This window comes from Sorangium sp. So ce204, assembly GCF_051526795.1.
Taxonomy (GTDB): domain Bacteria; phylum Myxococcota_A; class Polyangia; order Polyangiales; family Polyangiaceae; genus Sorangium; species Sorangium cellulosum_B.
This window is the reverse complement of sequence record NZ_CP150317.1, coordinates 10,449,703-10,475,507: the sequence shown is the minus strand read 5'-3', so window position 1 is coordinate 10,475,507 and position 25,805 is coordinate 10,449,703. Positions and strand designations below refer to the sequence as shown.

Annotated in this window: 20 protein-coding genes; 7 read left to right on the top strand and 13 right to left on the bottom strand. The window is 71.8% G+C overall.

The genetic code is table 11. From position 1 onward, the window contains the following. Positions 1-61 precede the first annotated feature (61 nt). Together lepB and WMF22_RS39275 are read right to left on the bottom strand one after the other, a co-directional pair. Entirely contained in the window at positions 62-1,522 is a 1,461-nt protein-coding gene (gene lepB, locus WMF22_RS39280; RefSeq protein ID WP_437295067.1) for a signal peptidase I, read from the bottom strand. 221 nt (positions 1,523-1,743) lie between these two features. Next, positions 1,744-2,817: a hypothetical protein gene (locus tag WMF22_RS39275; RefSeq protein ID WP_438033063.1), complete on the bottom strand. Its 1,074-nt coding sequence runs from the start codon at positions 2,815-2,817 to the stop codon at positions 1,744-1,746. 177 nt (positions 2,818-2,994) lie between these two features. Here WMF22_RS39275 and WMF22_RS39270 point away from each other — a divergent pair, with 177 nt between their 5' ends. From WMF22_RS39270 to WMF22_RS39255, 4 genes are all read left to right on the top strand, one after another. After that, a complete protein-coding gene (locus tag WMF22_RS39270) occupies positions 2,995-3,993 on the top strand; it encodes an NAD(P)H-dependent glycerol-3-phosphate dehydrogenase (RefSeq protein ID WP_437295065.1) in 999 nt (332 codons plus the stop codon). A gap of 82 nt (positions 3,994-4,075) precedes the next feature. Next, positions 4,076-5,182 (top strand): hypothetical protein, encoded by a 1,107-nt coding sequence (locus tag WMF22_RS39265; protein ID WP_438033062.1) that lies wholly within the window; start codon positions 4,076-4,078, stop codon positions 5,180-5,182. A gap of 62 nt (positions 5,183-5,244) precedes the next feature. Then, a complete protein-coding gene (locus WMF22_RS39260; protein WP_438033061.1) occupies positions 5,245-7,179 on the top strand; it encodes a sigma 54-interacting transcriptional regulator in 1,935 nt (644 codons plus the stop codon). Next, positions 7,179-9,638, top strand: a complete 2,460-nt coding sequence (locus tag WMF22_RS39255) for an endonuclease MutS2 (protein ID WP_438033060.1) — start codon at positions 7,179-7,181, stop codon at positions 9,636-9,638. The genes WMF22_RS39260 and WMF22_RS39255 overlap by 1 nt, the downstream gene beginning before the upstream one ends. Before the next feature lie 37 nt (positions 9,639-9,675). On the opposite strand, the gene nusB is transcribed toward WMF22_RS39255, so the two are convergent. From nusB to WMF22_RS39215, 8 genes are all read right to left on the bottom strand, one after another. Beyond that, positions 9,676-10,098, bottom strand: coding sequence for a transcription antitermination factor NusB (gene nusB / locus WMF22_RS39250; protein WP_438033059.1), 423 nt, complete (start codon positions 10,096-10,098; stop codon positions 9,676-9,678). Between the two features lie 16 nt (positions 10,099-10,114). Beyond that, positions 10,115-10,624: a 6,7-dimethyl-8-ribityllumazine synthase gene (gene ribH / locus WMF22_RS39245; protein WP_437295061.1), complete on the bottom strand. Its 510-nt coding sequence runs from the start codon at positions 10,622-10,624 to the stop codon at positions 10,115-10,117. Positions 10,625-10,720: 96 nt separating this feature from the next. Continuing rightward, complete coding sequence (gene ribB, locus WMF22_RS39240) at positions 10,721-11,908, bottom strand: 3,4-dihydroxy-2-butanone-4-phosphate synthase (RefSeq protein ID WP_438033058.1); 1,188 nt, start codon at positions 11,906-11,908, stop codon at positions 10,721-10,723. Positions 11,909-11,948: 40 nt separating this feature from the next. Next, positions 11,949-12,692: a riboflavin synthase gene (locus tag WMF22_RS39235; RefSeq protein WP_437295059.1), complete on the bottom strand. Its 744-nt coding sequence runs from the start codon at positions 12,690-12,692 to the stop codon at positions 11,949-11,951. Positions 12,693-12,708: 16 nt separating this feature from the next. After that, the gene (locus WMF22_RS39230; protein ID WP_272102827.1) at positions 12,709-13,071 is read right to left on the bottom strand and encodes a PilZ domain-containing protein; all 363 of its coding nucleotides are present in this window, start codon (positions 13,069-13,071) and stop codon (positions 12,709-12,711) included. Between the two features lie 6 nt (positions 13,072-13,077). Continuing rightward, positions 13,078-15,837: an Rne/Rng family ribonuclease gene (locus WMF22_RS39225; RefSeq protein WP_438033057.1), complete on the bottom strand. Its 2,760-nt coding sequence runs from the start codon at positions 15,835-15,837 to the stop codon at positions 13,078-13,080. A gap of 582 nt (positions 15,838-16,419) precedes the next feature. Then, positions 16,420-16,959 (bottom strand): hypothetical protein, encoded by a 540-nt coding sequence (locus tag WMF22_RS39220; RefSeq protein ID WP_438033056.1) that lies wholly within the window; start codon positions 16,957-16,959, stop codon positions 16,420-16,422. Between the two features lie 318 nt (positions 16,960-17,277). After that, positions 17,278-17,823 carry a carboxyl transferase domain-containing protein gene (locus WMF22_RS39215; RefSeq protein ID WP_438033055.1) on the bottom strand — a complete coding sequence of 182 codons (546 nt, stop codon included), beginning with the start codon at positions 17,821-17,823 and terminating at the stop codon, positions 17,278-17,280. 580 nt (positions 17,824-18,403) lie between these two features. On the opposite strand from WMF22_RS39215, the gene WMF22_RS39210 reads away from it, so the two are divergent. Further along, on the top strand, positions 18,404-21,064 hold the full coding sequence (locus WMF22_RS39210) for a protein kinase domain-containing protein (protein ID WP_437295055.1): 2,661 nt from the start codon (positions 18,404-18,406) through the stop codon (positions 21,062-21,064). A gap of 9 nt (positions 21,065-21,073) precedes the next feature. On the opposite strand, the gene WMF22_RS39205 is transcribed toward WMF22_RS39210, so the two are convergent. The 3 genes from WMF22_RS39205 to pyrH all read right to left on the bottom strand — a co-directional run bounded on the left by WMF22_RS39205 (position 21,074) and on the right by pyrH (position 24,251). Then, a complete protein-coding gene (locus WMF22_RS39205) occupies positions 21,074-22,309 on the bottom strand; it encodes a KamA family radical SAM protein (protein WP_437295054.1) in 1,236 nt (411 codons plus the stop codon). After that, the gene (locus tag WMF22_RS39200; protein WP_438033054.1) at positions 22,296-23,357 is read right to left on the bottom strand and encodes a peptidylprolyl isomerase; all 1,062 of its coding nucleotides are present in this window, start codon (positions 23,355-23,357) and stop codon (positions 22,296-22,298) included. The genes WMF22_RS39205 and WMF22_RS39200 overlap by 14 nt, the downstream gene beginning before the upstream one ends. A gap of 132 nt (positions 23,358-23,489) precedes the next feature. Further along, positions 23,490-24,251 carry a UMP kinase gene (pyrH, locus tag WMF22_RS39195; RefSeq protein WP_438033053.1) on the bottom strand — a complete coding sequence of 254 codons (762 nt, stop codon included), beginning with the start codon at positions 24,249-24,251 and terminating at the stop codon, positions 23,490-23,492. A 216-nt stretch (positions 24,252-24,467) separates the two neighbouring features. Here pyrH and rpoZ point away from each other — a divergent pair, with 216 nt between their 5' ends. Then, positions 24,468-24,710 carry a DNA-directed RNA polymerase subunit omega gene (gene rpoZ, locus WMF22_RS39190; RefSeq protein ID WP_044966694.1) on the top strand — a complete coding sequence of 81 codons (243 nt, stop codon included), beginning with the start codon at positions 24,468-24,470 and terminating at the stop codon, positions 24,708-24,710. Positions 24,711-24,827: 117 nt separating this feature from the next. Next, a complete protein-coding gene (locus WMF22_RS39185; protein ID WP_438033052.1) occupies positions 24,828-25,706 on the top strand; it encodes a class I SAM-dependent methyltransferase in 879 nt (292 codons plus the stop codon). Positions 25,707-25,805: the final 99 nt, after the last annotated feature.

Here is a 25,805-nt window from a genome sequence, read left to right as displayed (position 1 = left end):
GCACAAAGACCGCCTGCGCGCTGTCGGGGAGACTGCGTTCGAACGCGCTGCCGGAGCGGCTTCAGCGGCGCTTCGACGGAGGGCGCGCGGACGGGGGCGGCGGGGTCGTCTCGGAGGCGGGGGGCCGCTCGCGGAGGCATTTCTCGAGGCCGTCGTGCAGGGTCGCCTCGTGGGCGCCGGGGAGCTTCGGGCGCCCCATGACGTTCACGAAGAGGCGATCCTGCGCGATGCCGCCGCCGGGGCCGAAGCTCATCCACACGAACATCGCGCGCCCCTTGATGTGATCGAAGGGCACGCCCGCGCCGAGCCCGCCGCGCCAGCTGCGCGAGTCGTGGCTGTTGTTGCGGTTGTCGCCCATCACCCACGCCTCTTCGGCGGCCACCTTGAAGGGGCCCTGGAGATCGCCGCAGATGCCGCCCCGGCACGTGGAGCCCGGCGTGCAGTCGTTGCTCTCCACGCACATCATGCCGTCGGGGTTCTTTTCGTAGAGCGTGAAGTACGACTTGTCTCCGAGGTACTCGACGAACAGCTCCGCTTGCCGGCCCTCGTAGTGGTAGGGGCCGACGTGACAGTGGGGGACGAGCCAGCCGTTGAGGACGGGGCGGCCGTTGATCGCCTCCAGCGTGTCGCCGGGGATGGCGATCGTCCGCTTGATGAAGTCCTGCTCCTTGTTCTCGGGGAACTTGAACACCATCACGTCGCCGCGCGACGGCGGCAGGCGAGGGAAGAGGCGCTGGTCGGTCCAGGGGATGAGCGGGCCGTAGGTGAACTTGTTGACGAAGATGTGGTCGCCGACCATGAGGGTCGGGATCATCGAGCCGCTCGGGATCTTGAACGCCTCGACGACGAAGGCGCGAAGGAGGAGCGCGACGGCGACGGCGATGCCGATCGACTCCGCGTACTCGCGCATCTCGCCCTTGCGCCAGCGGCCGAGGTGCTCGCCGACCGCGCGATCGGCGCGGCTGTGGGCGGCGTCGAACTCGTCGGCGTCGAACGTCTCGGCGCTCATCGCGCGCTCGAGGGCCGCGATCGCCTGCGCCACCTGCTCGCGCTCGCCGCTCGTCAGCTCGCGCTCGACGTCACGCTTGCGGCCGCGCAGGATCCGGTGGGCCTCCTCGAGGAGCGCCGCGGCGTCCTCGAAGCGAGCGCGCGCCTTCGGCGGGATGTCCCGGCGGCCGCCCACGCCGATCGCCGACGCGAACGGCAGCTCGTGGCGGAACCGCCAGAGGATCATCGCGAAGATCGTGAAGAGCACGATGCCCGCCGGGATCTGCTGCTCGCCGACGAAGACCCGCAGCGGCTGGGAGCTCCCTCCCTGGGCCGGCGGGGTGAGCAGCCAGACGTTCAGGACCGCCAGCGCGAAGGGGACGATGCAGATCCACACGAGGTGGAACAGGAAGCGCAGCGGCGCCCGGCCGTCCCTGCCCCCTGGCGGAGGAGAGCTGCCAGTCGAGCGCGGGTCTGCGCCGCCTGTCGCCTTGGCCGCGCTGGCGCGGGGCTCCGAGCTCGCGCTGCCCCTCATCGAGGGTCTGAACTCCGAGCTTGCGGGCCGGTTGGCCGCGACCGACGGGACGCTCTGGGGTTGATCATCGGGGCGCGGCGGCAAGAGAGAGCTTATGTATACGCCGCCCCTCGCCGCGGCAAGTGCGCAGGCGTGGCGGGCGACGCGCGGTCCGTCGGCGTCGTCGCCCGCGTGTCCTCGTTCGCTCTCGTCGCCTTCGTTCGCCCCTCGTTCGCCCCCTGTCAGGGCGCGTCTCCGACCTCGACGGCGTAGCTCACGAGGGCCGCGCGGTCGTCGCGGGCGTACGTCGTTGGCTGCGTCCGCCCCGCGGCGCTCGTGTTGTCGATGACCAGGTAGTACTGCCCCTTGGGCAGCGGCACCGTTCGCCGCCAGGGGGCGCCGGAGTACACAGGCTCGTCGAGCAGGGCCGCCGCTGGCAGGGGCGTCGGCGCGGGCTGCGTCAGGTACGCCTGGAGCCACGGCTCCCCGGTGCCTCGAGGCACGAGGAGGACGTCCACGCCGGGCGCGCCCTCGACGGCGACCGTGAGCGTCAGGGCCTCGCCGCTGCCCGCGATCTCCAGCGGGCCGATGGTATCGCGCTGCTCCTGGTGCACCTCGGTGCGCTCGTTTGCCAGGAGCAGCTTGCCGTTGTCGCGGCGCTCGTACGGAGCGTCGGGCCGCTTTCCCTTCTCGATGATGCCGAGCCCGAACTGCACGGCGCCGTCGTCGTCGCGGATGACGGTGAACCCCCGGGCGATCTCGGTCTTCAGGAGCTGGGCGCCGAGCGCGTTCGCGTACGCGCTGCCCTGGGCGAGCGACACGCCGCCGAGCGAGATCGCGGCGGGCTGCTCGATGAGCTTGGTCGTGAAGCTCGCCGCCGTCGTCGAGCGCTGGCGGAAGTACACGTACATCGTGTCGCCATCCATCAGGAAGTCGTGGTCGTACTCGACGGCCGCGCTCGCATCGAAGCTCATGCGCTTGGTCAGGTTCGTCCAGACGACGCCGCTCCCCCCGAACTGGAGGAGCAGGTGCCCGTTCGCGAGCTCCTGGGCGACGCACGCGCCCGGGTAGAACCGGCCCGTCACCGGATCCTCGTCGCGGAGGCGCAGCGGCACGCTCCGCTTCCGCATCTCGGTGCAGAGCTGGCTCGTCGCGAAGGCGAGGATGGCCCTGCGGAGGGACAGGTTTCCCGGATCGTTCACGACGCCGGGCATCACGCCGAGCGCGCCTTGGCCGCACGCGACGCCCACCGTTCCAAGCAGCGAGAGGCAGAGCGCGAGGCCGAGCGCGCGCAGCGCGGCGGTGCGGAAGAGCATGGGCGCAGCATAGTCGAAACACCGGCGGGTCGAGCGGCGCGCCGCCGGCCCCAGCGCGCCGTGAGGCGCGTCGCCGTCGGCCCCCGCGCGCCGCGAGGCGCGTCGCCGTCGGTCCCCGCGCGCCGCGAGGCGCGCCGCCGTCCGCCTCGGCGCGCGGGTGGTGATAGGGTCACTGCCATGGCGAACGTCGCAGTCATCGGGGCCGGCGCGTGGGGGACGGCGCTGGCGAAGTTGCTGGCGGACAAGGGCAACCCCACCGCGCTCTGGGCGCACCACGGCGAGCTCGCCGAGCGCATCGGCCGCGAGCGCCAGAACGACCGGTACCTGCCGGGCGTGGCGCTGCCCGCGAGCCTGCGGGCGACGGGCGATCTCGAGGACGCGCTCCGCGGCGCGGAGCTCGCCGTCGTGGTCGTCCCGTCGCACGCGCTGCGCGAGGTCGTCCGGGAGGCAGGGCGCCACATCCCGCGGGACGCGCTCGTGTGCAGCGCGACGAAGGGCATCGAGAACGACTCGCTGATGCTGATGAGCGAGGTGCTGATCGACGAGCTCGGGCGCGAGGCCGAGCCGCGGCTCTCGTACCTGTCGGGCCCGAGCTTCGCGCGCGAGGTCGCGGCCGGCCAGCCGACCACGGTCGTGGTCGCCGGCAGGAGCGAGCGGGAGACGCACGCGGTGCAGCGCATGTTCGCGACCGACAGGTTCCGGGTCTACTCGTCCGATGACGTCGTGGGCGTCGAGGTCGGCGGCGCCCTCAAGAACGTCATCGCCATCGCCGCCGGCATCTGCGACGGCCTCGGCTTCGGCCACAACGCGCGCGCCGGCCTCGTCACGCGCGGCCTCGCGGAGATCGGCCGCGTGGCGGCGGCGAAGGGGGCGAACCCGCTCACCCTCGCGGGCCTCTCCGGGATGGGCGACCTGGTGCTCACGTGCACGGGCGAGCTGTCGCGCAACCGCACCGTCGGGATCGAGATGGGCAGGGGACGGAAGCTCGACGAGATCCTCGCCGGCCTCGGCCATGTCGCCGAGGGCGTGAAGACCGCAAAGAGCGCGCACGACCTCGCGGACAAGCTGGGCGTGAGCGCGCCGATTACGGTCGAGGTGTACCGGATGCTGTACGAGGGGAAGCCGCCGCAGCAGGCCGTCGTGGACCTCATGACCCGCGCCCTCACGAGAGAGTGAGACGCGGGGCCGGCTCGCGGGAAGGCGCTTTCTCGCGCCGCCGCGCGCCTCGCCTCTCGCGAGCGTGTAAAGTGGCGGCGCGATGCACACGCGACCTCTCGTGAGTCTCCTCTCCGCGCTCCTCCTGTCGAGCGTCAGCTCGACGGCCGCTGCCCAGTACGGCGCGCCGCCCTACGGTGGTCAGCAGGGCGGCGGGTACGGCGGTCAGTACGGCGGCGGATACGGCGGTCAGTACGGCGGCGGATACGGAGGCCAGTACGGCGGCGGGTACGGAGGCCAGTACGGCGGCTACGGGTACGCCCCGCAGAAGAAGAGCGAGCCCAAATCGACGCCGCTCGAGGTCGGCTACCTCTACGCCACCTCCGTGGCCTACGGCGTGGGGACCGGCATCTGGATCGACGCGCTCGCCGGCATCGACGATCCCGGCGCGCAGTTCATCGCGCCCGCGCTCCTCGGCGTCGCGGCGCCGGTCGGCGTCTACTTCCTCGACTCGCCGCCGATGCCGCGCGGCATGCCGTCCGCGATCGCCACGGGCATGGTGATCGGCGCGGGCGAGGGGCTCGGCATCGCGTCCTACCAGTACGTCAGCGCGCGGAAGGGCAAGGAGTGGGGCTTCCTCGGGCTCGCGACCGCCGAGGTGATCGGCTCCACCGTCGGCGGCGCGGCGGGCTGGGGTTTCTACTACCTCCTCCGGCCCAAGCCGCAGACCAACATGCTCGTCGCCTCGGGCGCGGTGTGGGGCTCGCTCATCGGCAGCGCGTTCGGGGCCGCCGCCAGCAACGGCGACTGGAGCGAGTCGAACGACAGCATCTCGCTCGGGGGCCTCATCGGGTTCAACGTCGCGACCGCGGGCGCCGTCGGCCTGTCCGTCGCGTGGACGCCCTCGTGGAACCAGCTCGCGTGGATGTGGGGCGGGCTCGGCATCGGCACGGTGGTGTCGTTGCCCATCTACCTCGCGTACATCGGGAGCGATCATGACCCCCGCCGCGGCCTCATCGCCCAGGGCGCGGCGGGCACCCTCGGCCTCGTCGCGGGCGCCTTGTTCCTCGGGAGGCCGGACTCGAGCGCCTCCGTCGCCCTGGACGACCAGGAAGATCGTGGCCGTCCCCCGTTCGCGCGCGTGCTCGGCGGCAGCCTCACGCCCTATCGGGGCGGGCTCGGCGCCGTCGTCGTCGGAGAGCTCTGGTAAGCCGCCGTGTGCCGTCCAACACGGCTGCATGAGGCCGCGGCACGCCTGCTATGCTGCCCTCGATGCCGACCCTGAAGTATTTCGCCGCCGAGGGCGCGCCACGCCTCTACAGCGTCCACAAACCGGTCACGACGATCGGCAAGGCGCTCGGAAACGACGTCGCGGTCGCGGGGGCGGGGGTGCTGGACCATCACGCGCAGATCGTGTTCGACGGACGCGACTTCGTGCTGGAGGAGTGCGAGCGCGACGGCGAGATCGCGATCAACGGCAAGAAGAAGCGGCGCGCCCGCCTGGTGCACGGCGACCGCCTCCAGCTCGGCACGGTCGAGGTCGGCTTCTCGATGTTCGCCGAGGCGCCGACCGTCCAGGAGCGGCTCCCGGCGTGCGACGGCGGGGCGGAGCGGCCCGCGCCGCTGCAGGGATCGTCGGAGCTCGCCGGCGTCCGCAAGCTGTTCGCCTTCAGCGAGAAGCTCATCAACCGGCGCAGCGTCGACGAGCTCCTCGAGGCGATGCTCGACGACGTCATCGAGCTGACGCACGCCGACAAGGGCTTCCTCCTGCTGCTCGAGGGGGCGGAGGCGGCGGCCGACACGGCGGTCAGCGGCGGCGCTCCGGCCGCGCCGGCTGCTGGCGGCGATCGCAAGCTGGCGGTGCGCGCGTCGCGCAACATCCGCAAGGAGGCCATCACCGACGCGGCCGGGGGGATCTCGGACAGCATCGTGCGTCAGGTCATCGTCTCGGGCCGCCCGGTGATCGTCTCCGACGCGCTCGCCGACACGCAGTTCGGCCGGAGCGACAGCGTCATCGCGATGAAGCTCTCCAGCGTCATGTGCGCGCCGCTCCTGTCGCAGGGCCAGATCATCGGCGCGCTCTACGTCGGCAACGACAAGATCAAGCACCTCTTCGACCGCGCCCAGCTCGACCTGCTCAGCATCTTCGCGTCCCAGGCCTCGCTCATCCTCCAGAACGCGATGCTCCTGAACGCCCTCAGGGCCGACAAGGCCAAGCTCGTCGCCGAGCTGCACGACAAGAAGTTCGGCGAGATCATCGGCGCCTGCCCGTCGATGCTCGAGGTGTTCCGCAAGCTGCAGAAGGTCGCGGCGACGGACATCAGCGTGCTCATCACGGGCGAGACGGGGACCGGGAAGGAGCTCATCGCGCGGGAGCTGCACCGGCGCAGCCCGCGCGACGGCGGCCCCTTCGTCACCATCAACTGCGGCGCGATCCCCGAGAACCTCATCGAGAGCGAGCTCTTCGGCCACGTGAAGGGCGCCTTCACCGGCGCCATCGCCAGCCGCCCGGGCAAGTTCCAGGTCGCCGACAAGGGCACGCTGTTCCTCGACGAGATCGGCGAGCTGCCGCTGAACCTCCAGGTGAAGCTCCTCCGCGCGCTCCAGGAGCGGGTCGTCTTCCGCGTCGGCGACTCGAAGCCCGAGAAGGTCGACATCCGCATCGTCGCCGCCACGAACAGGAACCTCGAGGAGGAGATCCGCGCCGGCAATTTCCGGGAGGATCTCTACTACCGGCTCAACGTCGTGAACCTGTGGCTCCCGCCGCTCCGCGAGCGCGGCGACGACGTGCTCATCATCGCCAAGGTCCTGCTCTCGAAGTACGCCGACGAGCTCGGCAGCGCCGTGCGAGGCTTCAGCCCGGCCGCGCTCTCCGCGATCAAGAAGTACCCCTGGCCGGGCAACATCCGGCAGCTCGAGAACCGCATCAAGAAGGCGCTCGTCCTCTGCGACCAGGCGCTCCTCGCCGTGGAGGATCTCGATCTCGGCCCGGGCGCCGAGACGGCCATCATGCCGCTGGAGAAGGCCAAGGAGGAGTTCCAGCGGCGGTACGTGCTGGAGGCGCTCGAGCGCAACAACGGCAACCGCACGCAGACGGCCCGCGACCTCGGCGTCGACCCGCGCACCATCTTCCGCTACCTCGAGAAGGAGCAGAACCCGATGCCGAGCGGGGCCGGCGGCGTGGCCCGCGATCCGACCGAAGCGTGATGGACTACAACCCCGAAGGGCCCTTCGCAGATCCCTGTCCCACCAAGACCCGCGCCGACCTGGAGTGGGATCGCGTCCTCGAGGCGCTCGCGGAGCGATGCGCGTCCCGGGGCGGGAAGCGGCTGGCCCGGGCCCTGCCGTTCGCGTCGACGCGCGCCGAGGCCCTCACCGCGCTCGCGGAGGTGCGCGAGGCGGTGGCGCTCGCCCGGGCCGGGGAGCCGGTGCCGGCGCGCGACGTCGCGGAGCTCGAGGGCGCGCTCGATCGGGCCCGCATCGGCGCGGCGCTCGCGAACGAGGAGCTGCGCGCCGTGCTCGGCGTCCTCGAGGCCGCGCGGACGTCGCGGCAGTACCTGCAGGGCCGGCGCCAGATCGCGCCCGCGCTCCACGCCGCGTGCGCGACCGACCCCGAGCTCGACGCCGTCGCGCGCGAGCTCGCGGCGGCGTTCGATCCGGACGGCACGCTCGCCGATCGCGCGTCGCCTCGCCTGGAGGCGCTGCGCGCGGAGCGGCGCGCGGTGCGCGAGCGGCTCGTCCGGCGCCTCGAGGACCTCATCCAGAAGCACGAGGACATCCTCCAGGACCGCTACTGGACGGAGCGCGACGGGCGCTACGTGCTGCCGGTGCGATCCGACGCGCACGAGCGCTTCCCCGGCATCGTCCACGCGACGAGCGCGAGCGGCGCCACCGTGTTCGTGGAGCCCCGGGTGCTCGTCGAGACGGGCAACCGGATGAAGATGGTCGACGCCGAGGTCGCGCGGGAGGAGCTGGCGATCTACGCGGCGCTCACCGCCCGCGTGGCCGAGGACGTCGAGAGCGTCGCGGCCGCTGCCCGCGCGCTGGCCCACGCCGACGTGCGGGCCGCTGCGGCGCGGCTCGCAGAGGACCTCGACCTCACCTTCCCGGACGTCCCGGAGGACGCCTTCGGGGCCGGGCGGGGCGCCTCGGAGGGCGGCTCGAGTCCGACCTCCATCGAGCTCGTCGGGGGCCGCCACCCGCTCCTCGCGCTCGACGGCGTGAAGGTGGTCGCGAGCGACCTCGCGATGAGCGCGGGCCGCGCGATGATCGTCTCCGGACCGAACGCCGGCGGCAAGACCGTGGCCCTGAAGACGCTCGGGCTCGCGGCGCTGATGGTGCGCGCGGGCCTGCCGGTCGCGGCCAGGGAGGGCTCTCGCGTCGCGCTCTTCGACGTCGTGCTGACCGACGTCGGCGACGAGCAGAACCTCCACAAGAACCTGTCGACCTTCAGCGCCCACGTGAAGAACCTGGGGCTCATCCTCGGCGAGACGCGCCCCGGCGCGCTCGTCCTGCTCGACGAGCTCGCCGGCGGCACCGATCCGCGCGAGGGCGAGGCGCTCGCCGCGGCCGTGCTCGACGCGCTGTGCGCGCGGGGGGGCACCGTCGCCAGCACCACGCATTACGAGGGCCTCAAGGCGCTCGCGCTCGGCGATCAGCGCTTCGAGAACGCCTCGGTCGGCTTCGATCTCGCCACCATGAGCCCGACCTTCCGGCTCGTCGTCGGCGTGCCCGGCGCCTCGAGCGCGCTCGCTGTCGCGCGGCGGTTCGGCATCCCGGGCGCCGTGCTCGAGCGGGCCGAGCGCTTCCTCACGAAGGAGGCGGTCACCTTCGAGCAGATGGTCGAGAAGCTCTCCGCCGAGCGCCGCGCGCTCGAGCTCGCGCGCGAGGACGCCGCGCGGGAGGCGGCCGCCTCTCGCGCGAAGCGGCGGGAGCTCGAGGCGGAGATCGAGCGGCTCCGGGACAAGGAGCGCGGCGTGATCACGCGGGAGGGGGAGGCGCTGCTCGCCAGCCTGCGGCGCGCGCGCGAGGACCTCAAGGCGGCGCAGGCGCGCCTGCGCGGCAAGCCCACCGAGGACGACGTGCGCGCGGCCGCTCGCGCCATGGACGCGGTGGGGCAGAAGACGTCGATCGGCGGCGAGCTCGAGCTGCGCCCGAAGGACGAGCCGCAGGCGCGGCCGGCGATCGATCCGGCCGCCATCCGCGTCGGCGCCCGCGTCTACGTGCCTCGCTTGCGGGCCGAGGCCGAGGTGGTGGAGGTCCTCTCGGGCGGCCAGCTGCGGGTCACCGCCGGCTCGCTCAAGCTCACGACCTCGATCGCCGAGCTGCGCGGCACCGGCGCGCCGCCGGCCGCCGCGGCGCCCCCGCAGCGCCGCGTCGATCTGGACGCCGCCGCCGACCCCGACGTCCCGATCCAGACGGCGGACAACACCGTGGATCTCCGCGGCCTGCGGGCGCACGAGGCGGTCGCCATGGCCGAGCAGTTCCTCGACCGCTCGCTCGGCGCGGGCCGCAAGGTCACGTTCTTCGTCCACGGGCACGGCACGGGCGCCCTGCGCGACGCCGTCCGCGAGGCGCTGCGCGGGAGCCCTTACGTGGCGCGCCTCCGCCCGGGCGGCCCGAGCGAGGGCGGCGACGGCGTGACGGTCGCCTGGCTGAAGTGGTGAGCGAGGCGCGCGCCTGAGCGACGGCGCGCCGTGACGCTCAGCGATCCCGGTCGATGCGGCCGAGGTTCTCGGCGATCCGGTCGAGCACGCCGTTCACGAAGGCGCCGCTCTCCTCGCTGCCGTAGCGCTTGGCGAGCTCGACCGCCTCGTCGAGGATGACCGCGCGCGGCACCTCCGGGCGGTTCATGAGCTCCCACGCGCCGAGCCGGAGGACGTTCCGATCGACGCGCGCCATCCGCTCGAGGCGCCAGTTCGTGCTCGCCTTCCGGATCGCCTCGTCCACGGCCGCGAGATCCTCGGCGACCCCGACCACCACCTCGTCCGCGTAGGCGCGTCCCTCGGGATCGCCCGGCGTCTCGCGCCAGAAGGTCGCGACGACGCGGGGCGCCGAGCTCCCGCCGGCTTCCACCGCGAACAGCATCTGCAAGGCCGCTTCGCGGCCGGTAGAGCGCGCACCCATCTCTCAGAACCTTCGTTTACAGGCCAGCGGTGTCCAGCGCGGCGCCGAGCGCGAGCATCTCGATCGCGCTGACGGCGGCCTCCCACCCCTTATTGCCATGCTTCGTCCCGGCCCGCTCGACCGCTTGCTCGATCGAGTCGGTCGTGAGCACCCCGAACGTGACCGGCACCCCGGTCTGGAGCGACACGGTCGCGATCCCCTTCGTGACCTCGGCCGCCACGTAGTCGAAATGCGGCGTCGAGCCCCGGATCACCGCGCCCAGCGTGATGATCGCGTCGACGCCCTTCTTGTGCGCGAGCCTCCCCACGATGGTGGGCATCTCCCACGCGCCCGGGACGCGCACGATCGACGTCCGACCGAGCGCGCCGCCGTGCCGCGCGATGGCGTCGAGCGCGCCCTCGACCAGGCGGTCGACGATGAAGTGGTTGAAGCGGCTCGCCACGATCGCGAAGCGCGCCCCCGGCGGGACCACCAGGTTCCCTTCGATCACCCTCGCCTGTGCCTGCCCGACCGCTTGCTCTGCCATCCGCCGTTCCTCTCTCCTGCCGCGCGGGATGCGCGATCGCTGTGATCGCGATCCTGTCCGAGCGTCCTTTTACCAGCGAACGAGCGCGCCCGTCTGTCAGGCTTCGCCCTTCATCGAGACGAGCGGCACCCGCTCGATCACGGTGAGCCCGTACCCGGTGATCCCCGCGATCTTCGGCTGGCTGTTCGTGAGGAGCCGGATCTGGTGCACCCCGAGGTCCGCGAGGACCTGCGCGCCGAGGCCGAACTCCCGCAGCGTCCACGGCTGCTGCGTCTTCACGACGGGGAGCGCCTCGTCGGAGCCCGAGCCCTTCAGCAGCTCCAGCTCGCGGCCGAGGTCCCCGCGCGACGGGATGTAGACGACGACCCCGACGCCGGCGCCCTCGATCGCGAGGAGCGCCTCGCGCAGGTTCGAGCCGCCGTCGAGGGGCGTCGAGCTGAAGAGGTCCGCGATGGTCGACCCGGAGTGCACGCGGCACAGGATGGGGTCCGGCGTCGCCACCGCGCCCTTGGTCAGCGCGAGGAACTGCCGCTGCTCGTTGATCACCTCGTAGACGTACACGGTCCACTCCGTGCCCGTCAGATCGAGCCGCAGCGTCCGCTCGCCCACGCAGCGGACCAGCCGCTCGGTCTGGAGCCGGTACTGGATGAGATCCGCCACCGTCACGATCAGCAGGCCGTGCTTCGCGGCGAACCCCTCGAGATCCCGCATGCGGGCCATGCTGCCGTCGTCGTTCATGATCTCGCAGATCACGCCCGCCGGCCGGAGCCCGGCGAGGCGCGCGAGATCCACGGACCCCTCGGTCTGCCCCGTCCGCACGAGCACGCCCCCGCGGCGCGCCTTCAGCGGAAACACGTGCCCCGGCGTGACGAGGTCCTCGGGCGCGGCGTCGCGCGCGATCGCGACCCGGATCGTGTGCGCCCGATCGGCGGCGCTGATCCCCGTCGTCACCCCCGTGCGCGCCTCGATGCTGACCGTGAAGGCGGTGCCGAGCGGCGGTCCGCTCCGCCCTGGCGCGGACATCATCGGCAGCTCGAGGCGCGCGACCTGCTCCTCGTCGAGGGCGAGGCAGATGAGCCCGCGCCCGTGCATCGCCATGAAGTTGATCGCCTCGGGGGTGACCGCCTCCGCGGCCATGCAGAGATCCCCCTCGTTCTCGCGATCCTCGTCGTCGACGAGGATCACCATCTTGCCCGCGCGGATGTGATCGAGCGCGGTGTTCACCCGGTCGAGGACCGCTTTGTCGATGGTCAGCCGATGAGGCATCGGGCCCCCGGAGGTCATGTCCTGGTCGAGCCTGCCGCTCGAGGCGGCCGACACAGCCTCACCAGAATCCCCCCGCGCGCAGCTTTGCGAGGAGTCGTTCGTCGTGATCCGCATGCTCTCCCGTATTTCCACGCTCTTCGTCGCGCTCGGCGGAGGCATCGCCGCCGAGCGCGTCCTGGCTCGAGCGGCCCTTCACGCTGGCGAGCGACGCGACCGCGAGCGCCCGCGCCACGTAGCGCGCGAGCACGTCAACTTCAAGGTTGACGGCCGCGCCGGGGCGGAGCTCTCCGAGGAGAGTCCGGCCGATGGTGTGCGGCACCAGCATCACATCGAACCAGATCTCGGCGGCGCCCGGCGTGGACACGGCGTTGAGCGTGAGGCTCGCGCCGTCGACGGCGATCGAGCCCTTGGGAGCGAGGTACGGCGCGAGCTCGTGCGGGGCGCTCACCCGGAGGCGGATCGCGTCGCCGGCCCGCGCGTGCTCGACGACGCGGCCGAGCCCGTCGACGTGGCCCAGCACCACGTGCCCCCCCATCCGCGCGCCGAGCGGCGTCGCGCGCTCGAGGTGGACGCGCGCGCCCACCGGCAGCGCGCCGAGCGTGGTGCGGCCGAGGGTCTCGGCGGACATGTCGCACTCGAAGCCGCCGGGCGCGATGCGATCGACCGTGAGGCAGGCGCCGTTCACGCTCACGGACTCGCCGAGCGTCAGCGGCCCGAGGCTCGCCTCCACGAGCGCGCGGGCCACGGCGCCGCCGCTCCGGCGGCGGAGGACCCCGATCGTCTCGACAAGCCCGGTGAACATCGCCGACGCCCTCTGCCTAGCCCTTCGAGGTGCGGTGCCCCTGGCTGGTCAGGAGCTTGTCGATGAGCCCCTGCGAGTAGCCCGACAGCTCGGTGAAGACGACGCCCATCCCCTGCGGATCGTCGTGCACGCGCACGACCTCGCCGACGCCCTCGACCGTCTCGATGTCGTCCATGATCACGGTGAACCGCAGGTTCACCTTCGTCCCGACGGCGAGCGGCGTCTTCGAGCGCACGAACACGCCGGTCCGCGAGATGTTCGTCACGTACTCGTTGATGAACGCGTCGTAGGACTCGAACTCCTTGTTGATGGTGACGCGCTCTTCCTTGCGTCCCGTCTTCGCGTCGCTGCTCTCCGGAGAACCCTGATCGTCCACCATGACGCCTTACCTGCCTTGCAGATCGAACTGCTCGAGGTGGTACTCCTTCCGGGGCACGAGATCGATCCGGCGCTGGAACAGCCGCTCCGCCTCTTGCACGGCGATGCGCTCGTCGTTCTTCAGCAGGTCGATCACGGCCGGGTGCGCGTTGACCACGACCGAGTAGCCGGGCAGGTTCATCCGCTCGCGCCGTATCTGCCGCAGGATCTCGTAGGCGACGGTCTGCTTGGATTGCAGCTGGCCCGTCCCGTCGCAGTAGAAGCACGGCTCGAGGATCGTCCGCCCGAGGCTCTCGCGCGTCCGCTTCCGGGTCATCTCGATGAGGCCCAGATCGGAGATCCGGTTCAGCGTGGTCTTCGCCTTGTCCCTGGAGAGCAGCTCCTCGAGGCGGCGCCGCACCTTCTCCCGGTTCTGGGCGCGCTCCATGTCGATGAGGTCGAGGATGATGAGCCCGCCGATGTTGCGGAACCGGAGCTGGTAGGCGATCTCTTCGACCGCCTCCAGGTTCGTGGTCAGGATCGTCTCCTCGAGATCCTTCGACCCCTTGCCGACGAACCGCCCTGTGTTCACGTCGATCGCGGTGAGCGCCTCGGCCTGGTCGATGATCAGGTGCCCGCCCGAGGGCAGCGGGACCTTCCGCGACAGCGCGCGCTGGATCTCGTCCTCGATCCCGTACGCGTCGAAGATCGGCTCCGTCCCCTCGTAGAGCTCCACCGCGTCGGCGCGCTCGGGCATGAACATCTCGACGAAGCGCCGCAGCCGGATGTACTCCTCGCGGTCGTCGATCACGATCTTCTCGATGTCGTCGGTGAAGAGGTCGCGGGCGGTCTTCAGCACGAGGTCGAGCTCGGTGTAGAGCACCGCAGGCGCCCTCACGCCGCTCTCCCGCTTCTTCGCCACCTCGCCCCAGAGGCGCACGAGGTAGCCGACGTCGGCCTTGAGCTGCTTCTTCGTGAGGCCCTCGGCGAGCGTGCGCACGATGAGCCCGCCCTGCGGAGGCTTCATCGCCTCGATGGCGTCCCGCAGCCGGGATCGCTCCTTCTCCGAGCCGATGCGCTTGGAGATCCCGATGTGATCGACCGTCGGCAGGTACACGACATAGCGGCCGGGCAGCGAGATGTGGCTCGTGACCCGGGCGCCCTTCGTCCCGATCGGCTCCTTCGAGACCTGGACGATGACCTCCTGCCCTTCGCGGACGACCTCCCGGATCGGCGTCGACTTCGAGATCCGCGGCGGCTCGTTCTGCCAGCTGCGTGAGCTCTGCTGGCCCCGCGCCGCGCTCTTGCCCTTGCCGTCCCGCGACTGCTCGCGCCCGCGCTCTCGCGTCCGCTGCTCGCGCCCGCGTTGCTCGCGATCGCGCCCCTCGCGTCCGCCGCCCTGTCCTTTGCCGCCCCGGTCGCGCCCTTCGCGCGGCGCCTCGCGGCCCTCGCGCCCTTCGCGCGGCGCCTGGCGTCCCTCGCGCGGCGCCTCGCGGCCTTCGCGCGGGGCCTGGCGCCCCTCGCGCGGGGCCTCGCGGCCTTCGCGCCCCTCGCGCGGGGCCTCGCGGCCTTCGCGCCCCTCGCGCGGGGCCTCGCGGCCTTCGCGCCCCTCGCGCGGGGCCTCGCGGCCTTCGCGCCCCTCGCGCGCTTCCGCGGGGGCCGCCTCCGCGAGCGCGGCGCCGCCCTCGAGGTTGGCGCGCCGGTCGCGCGTCCGTCCCGATCGGCGCACGCGCGCCTCGCGCCGTCCGCGCGCGCGCCCGCTGCGCGCTCGCGCTGCCGGCGGGACGTCATCGTCCGAGGCCGCTGCCGCGGCCTCCGGGACCGGCGGCGCGCTCGCCTCCTGTCCGGCTGGCCAGTCGCCGGCGGCGCCGTGCGCGGCGGGCTCGTCCGACGCGCTCGCCTCCTGCGCTCCCGCCTCGCCGCTGTCCGCGGTGTTGCTCAGCGCTTCCGGATGCTCCTCGGCCGCGCTCCACGCGTCCGCGGCATCCTCCGGTGGCGGGGAGGCAGGCTCGACCTCGTAGCCGGGCGCGTCGAGCTCGTCGTCGTCCTCGATGCTCGCCTCGTCGGGGCCGGATTCCTCGTCGCTGGCCTCGTCGGCGTCGCTGCCTCCGCCTGGCGCGACCAGCTCCTCGTCGTCGTCGTCCGCGCCGTCGTGCTCGTGCCCGTCGTCGATCTCCGGCTCCGGGTCGTCGGCCTCGTCGAGCGCCACCATCGTCCCCACGCCGGCGAACGCCTGGCCGGAGGGGCTTCCGAGCACATCGAGCGCCGTGGGCAGCTCGATCGGCACGTCCCTCCCTTCGTCGAGCGAGCCGCCGGCATCGACGGAGCCGCCGGCCTCGAACCCTTCTTCCGCCCCGAAGTCCGCTCCTTCCCGGAGCTCGTCTGGCCCGGGCGTCAGGTCGGGGCTCTCGGGCGCGGCTTCTGCGCCCGATAGCTCATGCACCTCGCTTTCATCAGGTCTAGGCGCCTCGCTGCCACGCGCGGCGCGGCCTCGCGAGGAGGCGCGCTCTTCCTCGACAGTCCGGCGGTGCCCAGCCAGGTACGCCTCGAAATCGTCGGGCCGGATGAGGTCCTCGACGTGCAGGAAGGCTGCTCGCTCGAGCCCCACGTCGATGAACGCGGCCTGCATTCCGGGCAAAACACGGCTGACTTTGCCGAGGTAGATGTTTCCGAGCGTCCCCTTGGAGCTCTCCCGCTCGAGATGCAGCTCAGCGATGATCCCGTTTTCGATCAGCGCGACGCGTGTCTCGCGGATGTCCACATTGATGACGAGAAGGTTCTTTCCCATGTCGGATGCCGCACATCGGCGGCGCCGCCAAGCGTTACCACGGGTTGCCCGGCCCATGAAGGCGCAACCCGGAGTATGCTGCGCGATTGGGGGCCCGGGACCGGAGGTCGCCGAGTCAGGCCGGCCGCCTGCGCGTGAGCTACCTCGCGTCTCCGCCGCTCTGCCTCGGCGGCACCCGGCGGCGCCCGGCGGCGCCTGCCGCCTGGCCCGCGGACCGGCGGCGCCTGCCGCCTGCTCGTGGACCGGCGGCGCCTGCCGCTGGGCCAAGGCCCTGGCCGGGAGCGCCGGGTCGAGGCGCCCGCACGGCGGCGAGGGCGCGCGCGCGCTGGGGCGACGTCCCTCGGGAGGCGCTCCCCGCCCTCGCTCGGGACCCGAACCGCCCCGCTCCCTCGCCCCGCTGGCACGCCGCCGCTTCCGTGCTGCTCCGGAGCCGCCGGTGTCGTGCCTCGCGCCCCCTGCGCCGGCTGCCGAGCCGCGACGGCTGGCGCGGGCGAGCCGTCCGCCGCGGCTCGGCCCGCATAAAGGCCGAAGGGGGCGGCCATCTGGCGCCCCCTTCGGAGATGCGCTGCTGTTGTCAGGAGCTCACAGGCCACATACCGGCTCTCCGCCGGCATCGCAGCTCTCGGCGCACTCCTCGCAAACAGTGCACGTGATGAGGGCGTCGTAGGCCTCGACCCCGGCCGCGTTGTCGGTGCGGCACGTCTCGATGCACGTGGCCGAGTCTTCCTCCGCGGCGCATTCAGCGATACACACCACCACGTCAATACAATCCTCGCTGTCCACGCAGCCCTGGTGGACCTCTTTGCACGGCCCATCGACGGCGCACTTGTAGCAGCCCGCATTCGTGTCGCGGCCGCACGTGTCCTCGGTGTCATCACAGGTCGGGGTACCCGTCGAGGAAGTGCTCGTGGCGCTCGCGCCTCCTTCTCCGCCGGCGCCGCCGCTGCCGCCATTGCCGCCGTTGCCGCCGTTGCCGCCGTTGCCGCCGTTGCCGCCGCCAGAGCTGCTGCTCCCGCTGCTGCTGGTGGTGGTGCTGGAGCCCGACGACGTGTTGCCGTCGTCACCGCAAGCCACGAGGGCGCAGCCGGAGATCAAAATCGCAGCGAATACCCAAGATTTCATGCTCAATACCTCCACAGAACCCAACCGACCCTTCATTCGTGTACTCGGCGCCCCCCCAACGCTCGGCATGCCTGCCAAACCACCCGTTTCCTGCGACCGGCCCCCGGGTGCACCTGTGCAGATCGTCGGTCAGAGAGAAGCATCGCGCGTGGAGTTCAAAGAAAAACAGCCACGCAAGTCGTTTCTACACGCTCGGGATCGGCCGCGCAACGGCGTCGCTCGCCCCAGCACCCACCTGCCGTGGCGCTCTAAGCGGTTTGCTCGCCGATCTCTCCCGGAGCCCAGCTCTCGCGGGCTGCCAGCTGCCGCAAAATTCTGCTAAAGCGGGATGTTTCCGTGCTTCGTCGGTGGGTTCTTGTCCCGCTTGTCGCGCGGGAGGTCGAGGGCTCGAGCCAGTCGAGTGCGGAGCATGCGCGGGCAGATCACCTCGTCTATGAAGCCGAGCTCGGCCGCCTTGTACGGGGTGGCGAATTTCGCCTTGTCGTCGCCGACGATGCGTGCGCGGGCGGCGGCCGGGTCGGCCGCTCGCTGGATCTCGCTGCGATACACGATGCTCACCGCGCCTTCCGGGCCCATGATCGCGAGCTCGGCCGTCGGGAACGCGAGGTTGTCATCGACCCCGATGTGCTTGGAGGCGATGACGTCGTGAGCGCCGCCGCAGGCCTTGCGGTTGATCCCCGTCGCCTCGGGCGCGGTGGCTCCGGCGAACGCATAGAGGAGCTTCGCTCCGTGAGCGATGATCCCGCCCTGTCCCGCCGCGCGCGACCGCGCGAAGCCATGGCGGGGCGACGACCCCTCGCTGCCTGTACGACAAGGGAGCGAGGCCGGCGGAAACGTGCGAACCGTGCGAACCGTGCGAGACATGCGAGACATGCGAAACATGCGAAACATGCGAAACGCGCGCGACCTGGAGACGTGGGGACGTGCGAGTCGCGCGGGACCTGCGACGAAAAATGACCGCGCTCCTCGAGCGGCTCCGCCCTACTCTCTTGCATGGGCGAGGGGACACCACGTACGCTGAACGGCGCTCAGCTGCCGATGGTAAATGCAGGAATTCCCGATACGTAGACCATCTGAAGACCGGGACGCGGGGGGCGCCATCGCCGCTGCGGGCCCGCCGCGCCGCGACTTCGAACGGGGCAGCTCGGGCCGGCGTGGCAGCAGAGCGGTCGCCTGCCACGGCAACTGACGTGCGGCGCCTCGTGAGATGCGCACGGAACAGCGTCACCGGCAGCCCTCGATCGCTCGCGGGAGCGCCACGCGCTCCTGGCTCGCCGCGCCTTGCGCTCGACGGCCTCAGCGTGGCCTTCCGCCTCGCGTCGCGGGGTGAGATCGTTTCGGACGAGAGGTCGCTCGAGTGAAGCTCGCTCAGACTCGTGAGGCTCGTGCCCTGGCCGTCGCCGCCGTGGCGCGAGGGCTCATCGAGCCCAACGCCCTTTGGGATATGGCTTGCCGATGGACCCTCGGCGGCGCGTCGACGCCCCAGGAGCTCTTCGAGGGGATCCTCACGCCGGAGCAGCTGGCGGCGCTGCCGGAGCTGCTCGCGCAGGAGGGCCGCAGCCCGCCCGCCGCGCGCGCCCTCTCGCCGCAGAGCGAGGACCAGGACGCGCTGCGCTTCGACACGCAGCGGGAGATCGACCTGCCCGAAGAGGACGTCGGGGCCGATTTCCCGACGCTCGCGACCTCCGCCACGCGCGCCGTGAACTCCGGCGGCACCCGGTACGAGGTGGGCGAGGCGCTCGGGGCCGGCGGCGCCGGGAAGGTGGTGAAGGCGCGCGACCGGGAGATCGGGCGCGTCGTCGCGCTGAAGACCTTGAAGCCGGGGGCCGAGGAGGACTCCGCGGTAGGCAACCGCTTCCGGACCGAGGCGCGGATCACGGCCCAGCTCGAGCACCCGAACATCATCCCGGTCTATGACCTCGGCACGCTGCCGAACGGTCAGCCGTACTACTCCATGCGGGTCGTCAAGCGGCAGAGCCTGCAGAACGTGCTGACGAACCCCGAGCTCCGCAGGCAATGGCCGCTCGTCCGGCTCATCGGCGCGTTCGTGCAGATCTCCCGGGCGCTGGCCTACGCGCACCGGCGAGGCGTCGCCCACCGCGACATCAAGCCGGAGAACGTGCTGCTCGGCGACTACGGCGAGGTCTACCTGGGCGACTGGGGCAACGCGAAGCTGCTCGCGAGGGCGGAGGTGAGCGAGCCGATCTCCATCGATCCGAGCGGGCAGGACTTCGGCCGCAGGCGGCACGAGGCGATCGCGAGCGCGCTCTCGGGCACGCCCGGCTACATCGCGCCCGAGCAGATCCGAGGGGACCACGCGCGGATCGATCACCGCGCGGACATCTTCGCGCTCGGCGTGGTGCTCTACGAGATCCTCACCGGCGAGCACCCGTTCGACGCGCCGACCGTCCTCGCCGTGATCCTCGCGACGCAGACGCGCGATCCCAGGCCGCCGCGCTCGATCGCGCCGAGCTGCCCGCTGCTGCTCGAGGATCTCTGCCTGGCGATGCTCGCGAAGGATCCCGATCAGCGCCCGCCGACCGCCGACCGCGTCGCGGCGGAGGCGGAGGCGTTCCTCGAGGGCGCCAAGGAGCGGATGCGCCGCCGCGAGGAGGCCATCAAGCTCTGCGAGCTCGCCAAGGCCCCGCTCGAGCGTGACCGGCGGCTCGACGGCGAGCGCGAGCGGCTCGTCGAGGAGGCGCGGCGGCTGCTCAAGGACGTGAAGGAGTACGAGGCGATCGAGCGCAAGCGGGCCGGGTGGCAGCTCGAGGACAGGGCCGCCGGGGTCGAGCGCGAGCAGGCGCGCGCCGCGGCGGAGGCGATCGATCTCTACACGAAGGCGCTGGCGTACGATCCGGACCTGGTCGAGGCGCGCGCCGGGCTCGCGGATCTCTACTGGTCGCGCGCGGTGCGGGCGGACCAGGAGCACCAGCACGCGGCGCGCATCTACCACGAGGCGCTCGTGGCGGAGTTCGACGTGGGCCGCTACGCCGCGCTGCTCACCGCCGATTCCGTCCTCTCGTTCGACTCGTCGCCGCCCGGCGCGAGCGTCGTCGCGTACCGTTACGTCGAGAAGGATCGCATCCTCGTGGCGAGCGACGAGCGCTCGCTCGGCCGCACGCCGCTCCGCGAGGTGCACCTCAAGCCGGGCAGCTACCTCTTCATCCTGAAGCGCGCCGGCTGCCGGGACGTGCGCTACCCGCTGCTGCTCAAGCGCGGCACCCACCACCGCGTCGAGGTGAACCTCTACACCGACGCGGAGATCGGCGAGGGGTTCGTGTACATCCCGGGGGGGACCTTCATCGCCGGCGGCGACGCGCAGGCCGACGATCCGCTCCGCCGCGCCGAGCTCCACGTCCCCGACGTCGCGATCGCGAAGTTCCCCGTCACCTTCCGCGAGTACTGCGAGTTCCTGAACGAGCTCGAGACGCGCGATCTCGATCTCGCCCTCAAGCGCGCGCCGCACGGGACGCGCGGCTCCGAGGGCTACGTCGCGCGGCCCGCCAGCAGCGGCGGCTGGGAGCCGTTGCCCAGCGTGGTCGAGGGCGACGCGCAGAAGCGGTTCCCGGCGGAGGAGGGGCACCTCTGGAACCTGCCGGTCATCCTCATCGACTGGTTTGACGCCGTGGCCTACTGCCGTTTCCGGAGCGAGCGCGACGGGATCGAGATCCGGCTGCCCACCGAGCTGGAGTGGGAGAAGGCGGCGCGCGGGACCGACGGGCGGTTCTACCCGTGGGGAGATCACTTCGACCCGACGTTCTGCCTGATGCGCTCGTCGCGGCCGTTCCTGGCGCAGCCGGAGCCGGTAGGGACCTTTCCCATCGACACCTCGCCCTACGGCGTGCGCGACATGGCGGGCGGCGTGCGCGAGTGGGTCGCCGACGTGAACGGCGAGCGATCGTGGGCGGAGACGTCGGGTGAGCTCGAATCGGCGGCCGACGCTGGCGGGGACGCGCCGCCGTGGCGCATCGTCCGCTCCGGGAGCTGGGCCGCGGACTCGCAGCAGTGCAGGAGCGCGTCGCGCACCCGCTTCTTCGGGATCGCGCGGGCGCTGAACCTGTCGTTCCGGGTCGCGAAGCCGCTCTCGCGGGGCCTGGGTCGCTGAGCGGGCGGCTCAGCCAGAAGACCCCGCCGGGGGGTCGACGTACTCGACCTCGACGCCGCGGTGCGTGCGGAGGACGGTGCGCCCCGGCCGACGGTCGACGACGTACTCGGGCCCGACGGGCACCTTGCCCATCCCGCCGGGCGTATCCACGATCAGCTTCGGCAGCGCGATGCCGGTGAGCCGGCCCTGGAGCTGCTCCATGAGGGAGACGCCGGTCGCGAGCGGCGTGCGCAGGTGCGCCGTGCCGCGCACGGGGTCCATCTGGAGCAGGTAATAGGGGCGCACCCGCCAGCGCACGAGACCCCGGAAGAGCGTCGCGAGCGTCGTCGCGTCGTCGTTGATACCGCGCAGCAGCACGGTCTGGTTCATGACGGGGAAGCCGTGATCCGCGAGGCGCTTGCACGCGCGCTCGGCGGCGGGCGTGAGCTCCTTCGGGTGGTTGAAGTGCGTCATCACCCAGAGCGGGTGATACGGCTTGAGCGCGCGCACGAGCTCCGCGGTGATCCGCTGCGGCAGCGTGACCGGCACGCGCGTCGCGATCCGGATCGTCTCCACGCTCTGGATCTGCCGCAGCCGAGCGATGAGCCGCACGACGCGGTCCGTCGAGACGGCGAGGGGATCGCCGCCGCTCACGATGACATCGCGCACCTCCGGGTGCGCCTCGAGGTACGCCATCGCCGGCGCGAGGCGCTCGAGCGCCACCGCGCCGCCGCCGTCGCCGACCATGCGTGATCGGGTGCAGAAGCGGCAGTAGACGGCGCAGCGGTCGGTCGCGAGGAGCAGCGCGCGATCCGGGTACCGCTGCACGAGGTGGGGGGCGACCTCGTGCGCGACCTCGCCGAGGGGGTCGACCAGATCGCCGGGCACCTCGGCGGACTCGTCGGCGAGCGGCACGCACTGCCGGCGGATCGGGCACGCCGGATCGGCGTCGTCGCAGAGGCTCAGGTAATAGGGGGTGACGCGGATGGGCAGCCCCGCCTTTTCGGCGCGCCTGGCGCCAGCGAGCTCCTCCGGCGTCAGCGACAGCGCCCCGTGGAGCTCATCGGCGCTCGAGAGAGCGTGACGCAGCTGCCATGTCCAGTCGCTCTTCCGCGTCTTCACGCGGGCTGGTCGCGCTCCCTGCTGCGCGCTCGCGGCGAGCGGCCCCGGTCGCTCCGGCGGCGCGACGGCGCGGGTGTTCGCGCCTTCCTCGCCGGGTCCCCGGGCGAGCCGCGCGGCGGCGACGAGCTCGCTACTTGCCCGCATCGCTCGACGGCGCCGCGGCAGCGCCGGACCGCTCCGGCTGTGGCGTGCGGGGCTTCGCGGGATCGGGCTGCGCCGCGCTCCCGGTCTCCGTGAGCTGCTCCGGCAGCTTGACCGAGGAGAGCGCCGCCTCGTTGATCTCGACGGGGAACTTCTTCCGCAGCTCGTCCTCGAGAGCGCGCTCCTGCTCCTGCATCTTCTGCTGGAGGAGCGCGACCCGGATCGAGCGTTCGGCCTCCGCGAACTCGCGCCGGTGCCCGCTGGTGAGCCCGTTCAGGCGGACGACGAAGAACCGTCCGTCGGCCTCGACGAGCTCCTCGCCGACCGCACCCACGCCGCCGATGCGAAAGGCGGCCGCGCGGACCGGCTCTGGGACGCGGGGGTGGGCGCCGCGCGGATCGCCGGGCGGGCTGACGATGCCGAGCTCTCCGGCGAGATCAAGCGGCGGGGCCGCGCTCTTGTCCTTCGGCGCCGTGAGCGAGTGCTTGAAAAAGAGCTCACCCCACGCGCTGCTGCTCCCGGCCTTCTGCGCCTCCTTGAGGACCTTCTCCCCGAGGGCTCGGTCGCCGACGACGATGGCGGCCACGCGCCTGCGCTCGGGCTCGCTGAACTTGTCGGCGTTCGCCTCGTAGTACGCGCGCACCTCGGACGCGGGGATGTCGGCCGGCGCGGGCAGGCCCTTTCGCGCCCGGGCGATCATCGCCTCGCGGAGGATCTGCCGGATCGTGTCCTCGACCGCGGGGTCCTTGTCGAGGCCTCGGCGCCGGGCCTCCAGCGCGAGCAGCTCCGCGTCGATGAGCTCGCTGAGCAGCTCGCGGCGCCGCTCCTTCGTCTGGTAGCGGAGCCGATCGAACTGGTCCATTCGCTCCAGCGTCCTGCCGAAGTCGCCCAGCGTGATCACCCTGTCCCCGACCTTCGCGAGCACGCGCGCCGACTGCTCGGCGGTGAGGCCGAAGACCGGATCCCCCGCGTCCGAGGGGACCTGGAGGGCGGGCTCGTCGCAGCCCGCGACGAGCGCGACGAGCGAGATGGCGAGCAGGGGTCGGCGCACCGGAGCTCGGGTCATTGCTGGCTCGGGGTCTAGCATGGTTTCCGCGTGGCTCGAGGTCGCAGCGCCTCGTTCGGGCTGGCGTGCCGGCGGACGCCTCGGATCGTCGCGCGCGCTGAGCGCTCGAACGCGCGCTCAGTCGACGATCGTGCCGATCTCTTCGCCCCTGCAGACGCGGAGGATGTTGCCGCGGGTCATGAGCTTGAACACCCGGATGGGCATCTTGTTCTCGCGGCAGAGCGTGACCGCCGTCGAGTCCATGACCCCGATCCTGTCCGCGAGGAAGCGGTCGTAGCTCAGGTGCGCGAACATCTGCGCGCCTTCGTGGCGCACGGGATCGCGGTCGTAGATGCCTTCGACCTTGGTCGCCTTGAACAGCGCCTGCGCCTGGATCTCCATGGCCCGCAGCGCCGCCGCCGTGTCGGTCGAGAAGAACGGGTTGCCCGTGCCCGCGGCGAAGATGACGATGCTGCCCTTCTCCAGGTGCCGCATCGCCCTGCGGCGGATGTACGGCTCGGCGACCTGCCGGATCTCGATCGCGGTCATCACGCGCGTCGGCACGCCCGTCTTCTCGAGCGCGTCCTGGAGGGCGAGCGCGTTGATGACGGTGGCGAGCATGCCCATGTAGTCGCTCTGGGAGCGGTCCATCCCCGCGCTCGCGCCCTTCAGCCCGCGAAAGATGTTGCCGCCGCCCACGACGACCCCGATCTGCACCCCCATCCGCTGGAGCTCGGCGATCTCGCCGGCCACGTGGTGGAGCGTCTCGGGACGAATGCCGAACCCCCCTTCCTCGCCGCAGAGCGCTTCGCCGCTCAGCTTGAGCACGATGCGGCGGTACTTCAGCCCGGGGGCCGGACGAGGGGGAGGGGGAAGGAGAGAGTCCTGGTCAGCGGCCACGGTGCGACCTCGTAGCCGGGACCTGCGTGGAGGGCAACGAACAACGTGAACCACCGCTCGGGCGAAGCGGCAGCGCGCGCCGCAACCGCAAAAGGAGGAAGAGCGGGAGGCAGAACCAGAAGGGGCAGAGGAAGCAGAGGAAGCAGAGCAGGTAGACCCGCCGGGGCGGCATGTCCCTTGCGCTTGCCGGGGCGGGGAGCTACTCTCGGCCCCCCTATGGCGCGTGTGACTGTGGAAGACTGCCTCGAGCGCGAGGAAAACCGTTTCGCTCTCGTCGTGCTCGCGGCCAACCGGACGCGGCAGCTCATGAAGGGCTCGGACGCCCTCGTGAAGACGAAGAACAAGCCTGCCGTGACCAGCCTCCGAGAGATCGCCGCGGGCAAGGTGCACTTCCACCGGAGCTCCCACGAGGTCGTATCCGAGTGGCTCCAGCAGATGAACGCTGGCGGCCAGCGCTGATGCCGCATCGGAAGGGCGCGCGTCCGGTGATGCGCGCCTCCGTAGGGGCTCCGTTCCGCAGCTCGCTCCCGTCACCGTGCCAGCGCTGCGCTTGATCTGTTGCCTCGCATGAGCGGGATGGCCACGAGGCGGTCGGCGCGCGTTTCAGGCTCCGGCCAGCGTCGCGATCCGGAGCTCGAAGCAGGGACGTCGGCCCACTACGAGGATCCGGCGTACTACGCGAAGACGTACGCGCGCCGTAAGGATGACGTCCGCTACTACGTCGACCTCGCGCTCGCGTCTGCGGGGCCGGTGCTCGAGTACGGCTGCGGTAACGGGCGGATCACGCTGCCTGTCGCGAGGGCGGGGGTCCAGATCACCGGCGTGGACCTGTCCGCGCCGATGCTCGGCGATCTGCGCGCTCAGCTGGGACGTGAGCCGCGCGCTGTCTCCTCTCGCGTGAGCCTCCGGCGGGGCGACATGCGGGCGCTGCGGCTGGGGCGCCGCTTTCCGCTCGTGATCTGCCCGTTCAACGCCTTCTTGCACCTGTACACGCGCGTGGATGTGGAGCGGTTCCTCGCGCGAGCGCGCGAGCATCTGACGCCGAAGGGCGAGCTCGTCTTCGATGTTTCCATGCCCGAGCCGGCAGAGCTCGCGCGAGATCCGGATCGCGCCTACGCCACGCCGCGGTTCCGGTACCCCACGAAGGATGGCCCCGGCGAGTTCGTCCGGTACACGGAGCGGTTCGACTACGACAAGGTCCGGCAGATCCTGTTCGTTTCCATGGAGTTCTCGCCCGTCGACGGCGGCCAGCGCTGGATGACGCCGCTCGCCCATCGTCAGTTCTACCCGCAGGAGCTCGAGGCCTTGCTCCACTACAACGGCTTCGAGCTCACGGAGCTCCGCAGCGATTTCTCCGCCGAGTCGCCGGACAACCAGACGAGCATGCTGCTCTATCATTGCCGGCCACGCCGTTCTGCCAGGGCTCGCCGCCCTGGACATGACGCGAGCCGCTGAAGGGGCGCGGCACCGGCGCGCAAACGCCTGGCCCAGCTGCGCCTCGCGCCGCCCTGAGGCCTCAAGCCATGCGCGACGTGTCCGCGCACGAGCGCGCGC

What these genes read in the sequence shown, in the direction of transcription:
- WMF22_RS39215 (WP_438033055.1), bottom strand. Translation starts at nt 17,823, where the DNA reads ATGTCTCGCACGGTTCGCACGGTTCGCACGTTTCCGCCGGCCTCGCTC.
- ribH (WP_437295061.1), bottom strand. Translation starts at nt 10,624, where the DNA reads ATGGCAGAGCAAGCGGTCGGGCAGGCACAGGCGAGGGTGATCGAAGGG.
- WMF22_RS39185 (WP_438033052.1), top strand. Translation starts at nt 24,828, where the DNA reads ATGGCCACGAGGCGGTCGGCGCGCGTTTCAGGCTCCGGCCAGCGTCGC.
- ribB (WP_438033058.1), bottom strand. Translation starts at nt 11,908, where the DNA reads ATGACCTCCGGGGGCCCGATGCCTCATCGGCTGACCATCGACAAAGCG.
- WMF22_RS39225 (WP_438033057.1), bottom strand. Translation starts at nt 15,837, where the DNA reads ATGGGAAAGAACCTTCTCGTCATCAATGTGGACATCCGCGAGACACGC.
- WMF22_RS39260 (WP_438033061.1), top strand. Translation starts at nt 5,245, where the DNA reads ATGCCGACCCTGAAGTATTTCGCCGCCGAGGGCGCGCCACGCCTCTAC.
- WMF22_RS39205 (WP_437295054.1), bottom strand. Translation starts at nt 22,309, where the DNA reads ATGCGGGCAAGTAGCGAGCTCGTCGCCGCCGCGCGGCTCGCCCGGGGA.
- WMF22_RS39265 (WP_438033062.1), top strand. Translation starts at nt 4,076, where the DNA reads ATGCACACGCGACCTCTCGTGAGTCTCCTCTCCGCGCTCCTCCTGTCG.
- lepB (WP_437295067.1), bottom strand. Translation starts at nt 1,522, where the DNA reads ATGAGGGGCAGCGCGAGCTCGGAGCCCCGCGCCAGCGCGGCCAAGGCG.
- WMF22_RS39270 (WP_437295065.1), top strand. Translation starts at nt 2,995, where the DNA reads ATGGCGAACGTCGCAGTCATCGGGGCCGGCGCGTGGGGGACGGCGCTG.
- WMF22_RS39275 (WP_438033063.1), bottom strand. Translation starts at nt 2,817, where the DNA reads ATGCTCTTCCGCACCGCCGCGCTGCGCGCGCTCGGCCTCGCGCTCTGC.
- nusB (WP_438033059.1), bottom strand. Translation starts at nt 10,098, where the DNA reads ATGGGTGCGCGCTCTACCGGCCGCGAAGCGGCCTTGCAGATGCTGTTC.
- WMF22_RS39255 (WP_438033060.1), top strand. Translation starts at nt 7,179, where the DNA reads ATGGACTACAACCCCGAAGGGCCCTTCGCAGATCCCTGTCCCACCAAG.
- WMF22_RS39220 (WP_438033056.1), bottom strand. Translation starts at nt 16,959, where the DNA reads ATGAAATCTTGGGTATTCGCTGCGATTTTGATCTCCGGCTGCGCCCTC.
- WMF22_RS39235 (WP_437295059.1), bottom strand. Translation starts at nt 12,692, where the DNA reads ATGTTCACCGGGCTTGTCGAGACGATCGGGGTCCTCCGCCGCCGGAGC.
- WMF22_RS39230 (WP_272102827.1), bottom strand. Translation starts at nt 13,071, where the DNA reads ATGGTGGACGATCAGGGTTCTCCGGAGAGCAGCGACGCGAAGACGGGA.
- rpoZ (WP_044966694.1), top strand. Translation starts at nt 24,468, where the DNA reads ATGGCGCGTGTGACTGTGGAAGACTGCCTCGAGCGCGAGGAAAACCGT.
- WMF22_RS39210 (WP_437295055.1), top strand. Translation starts at nt 18,404, where the DNA reads ATGGCTTGCCGATGGACCCTCGGCGGCGCGTCGACGCCCCAGGAGCTC.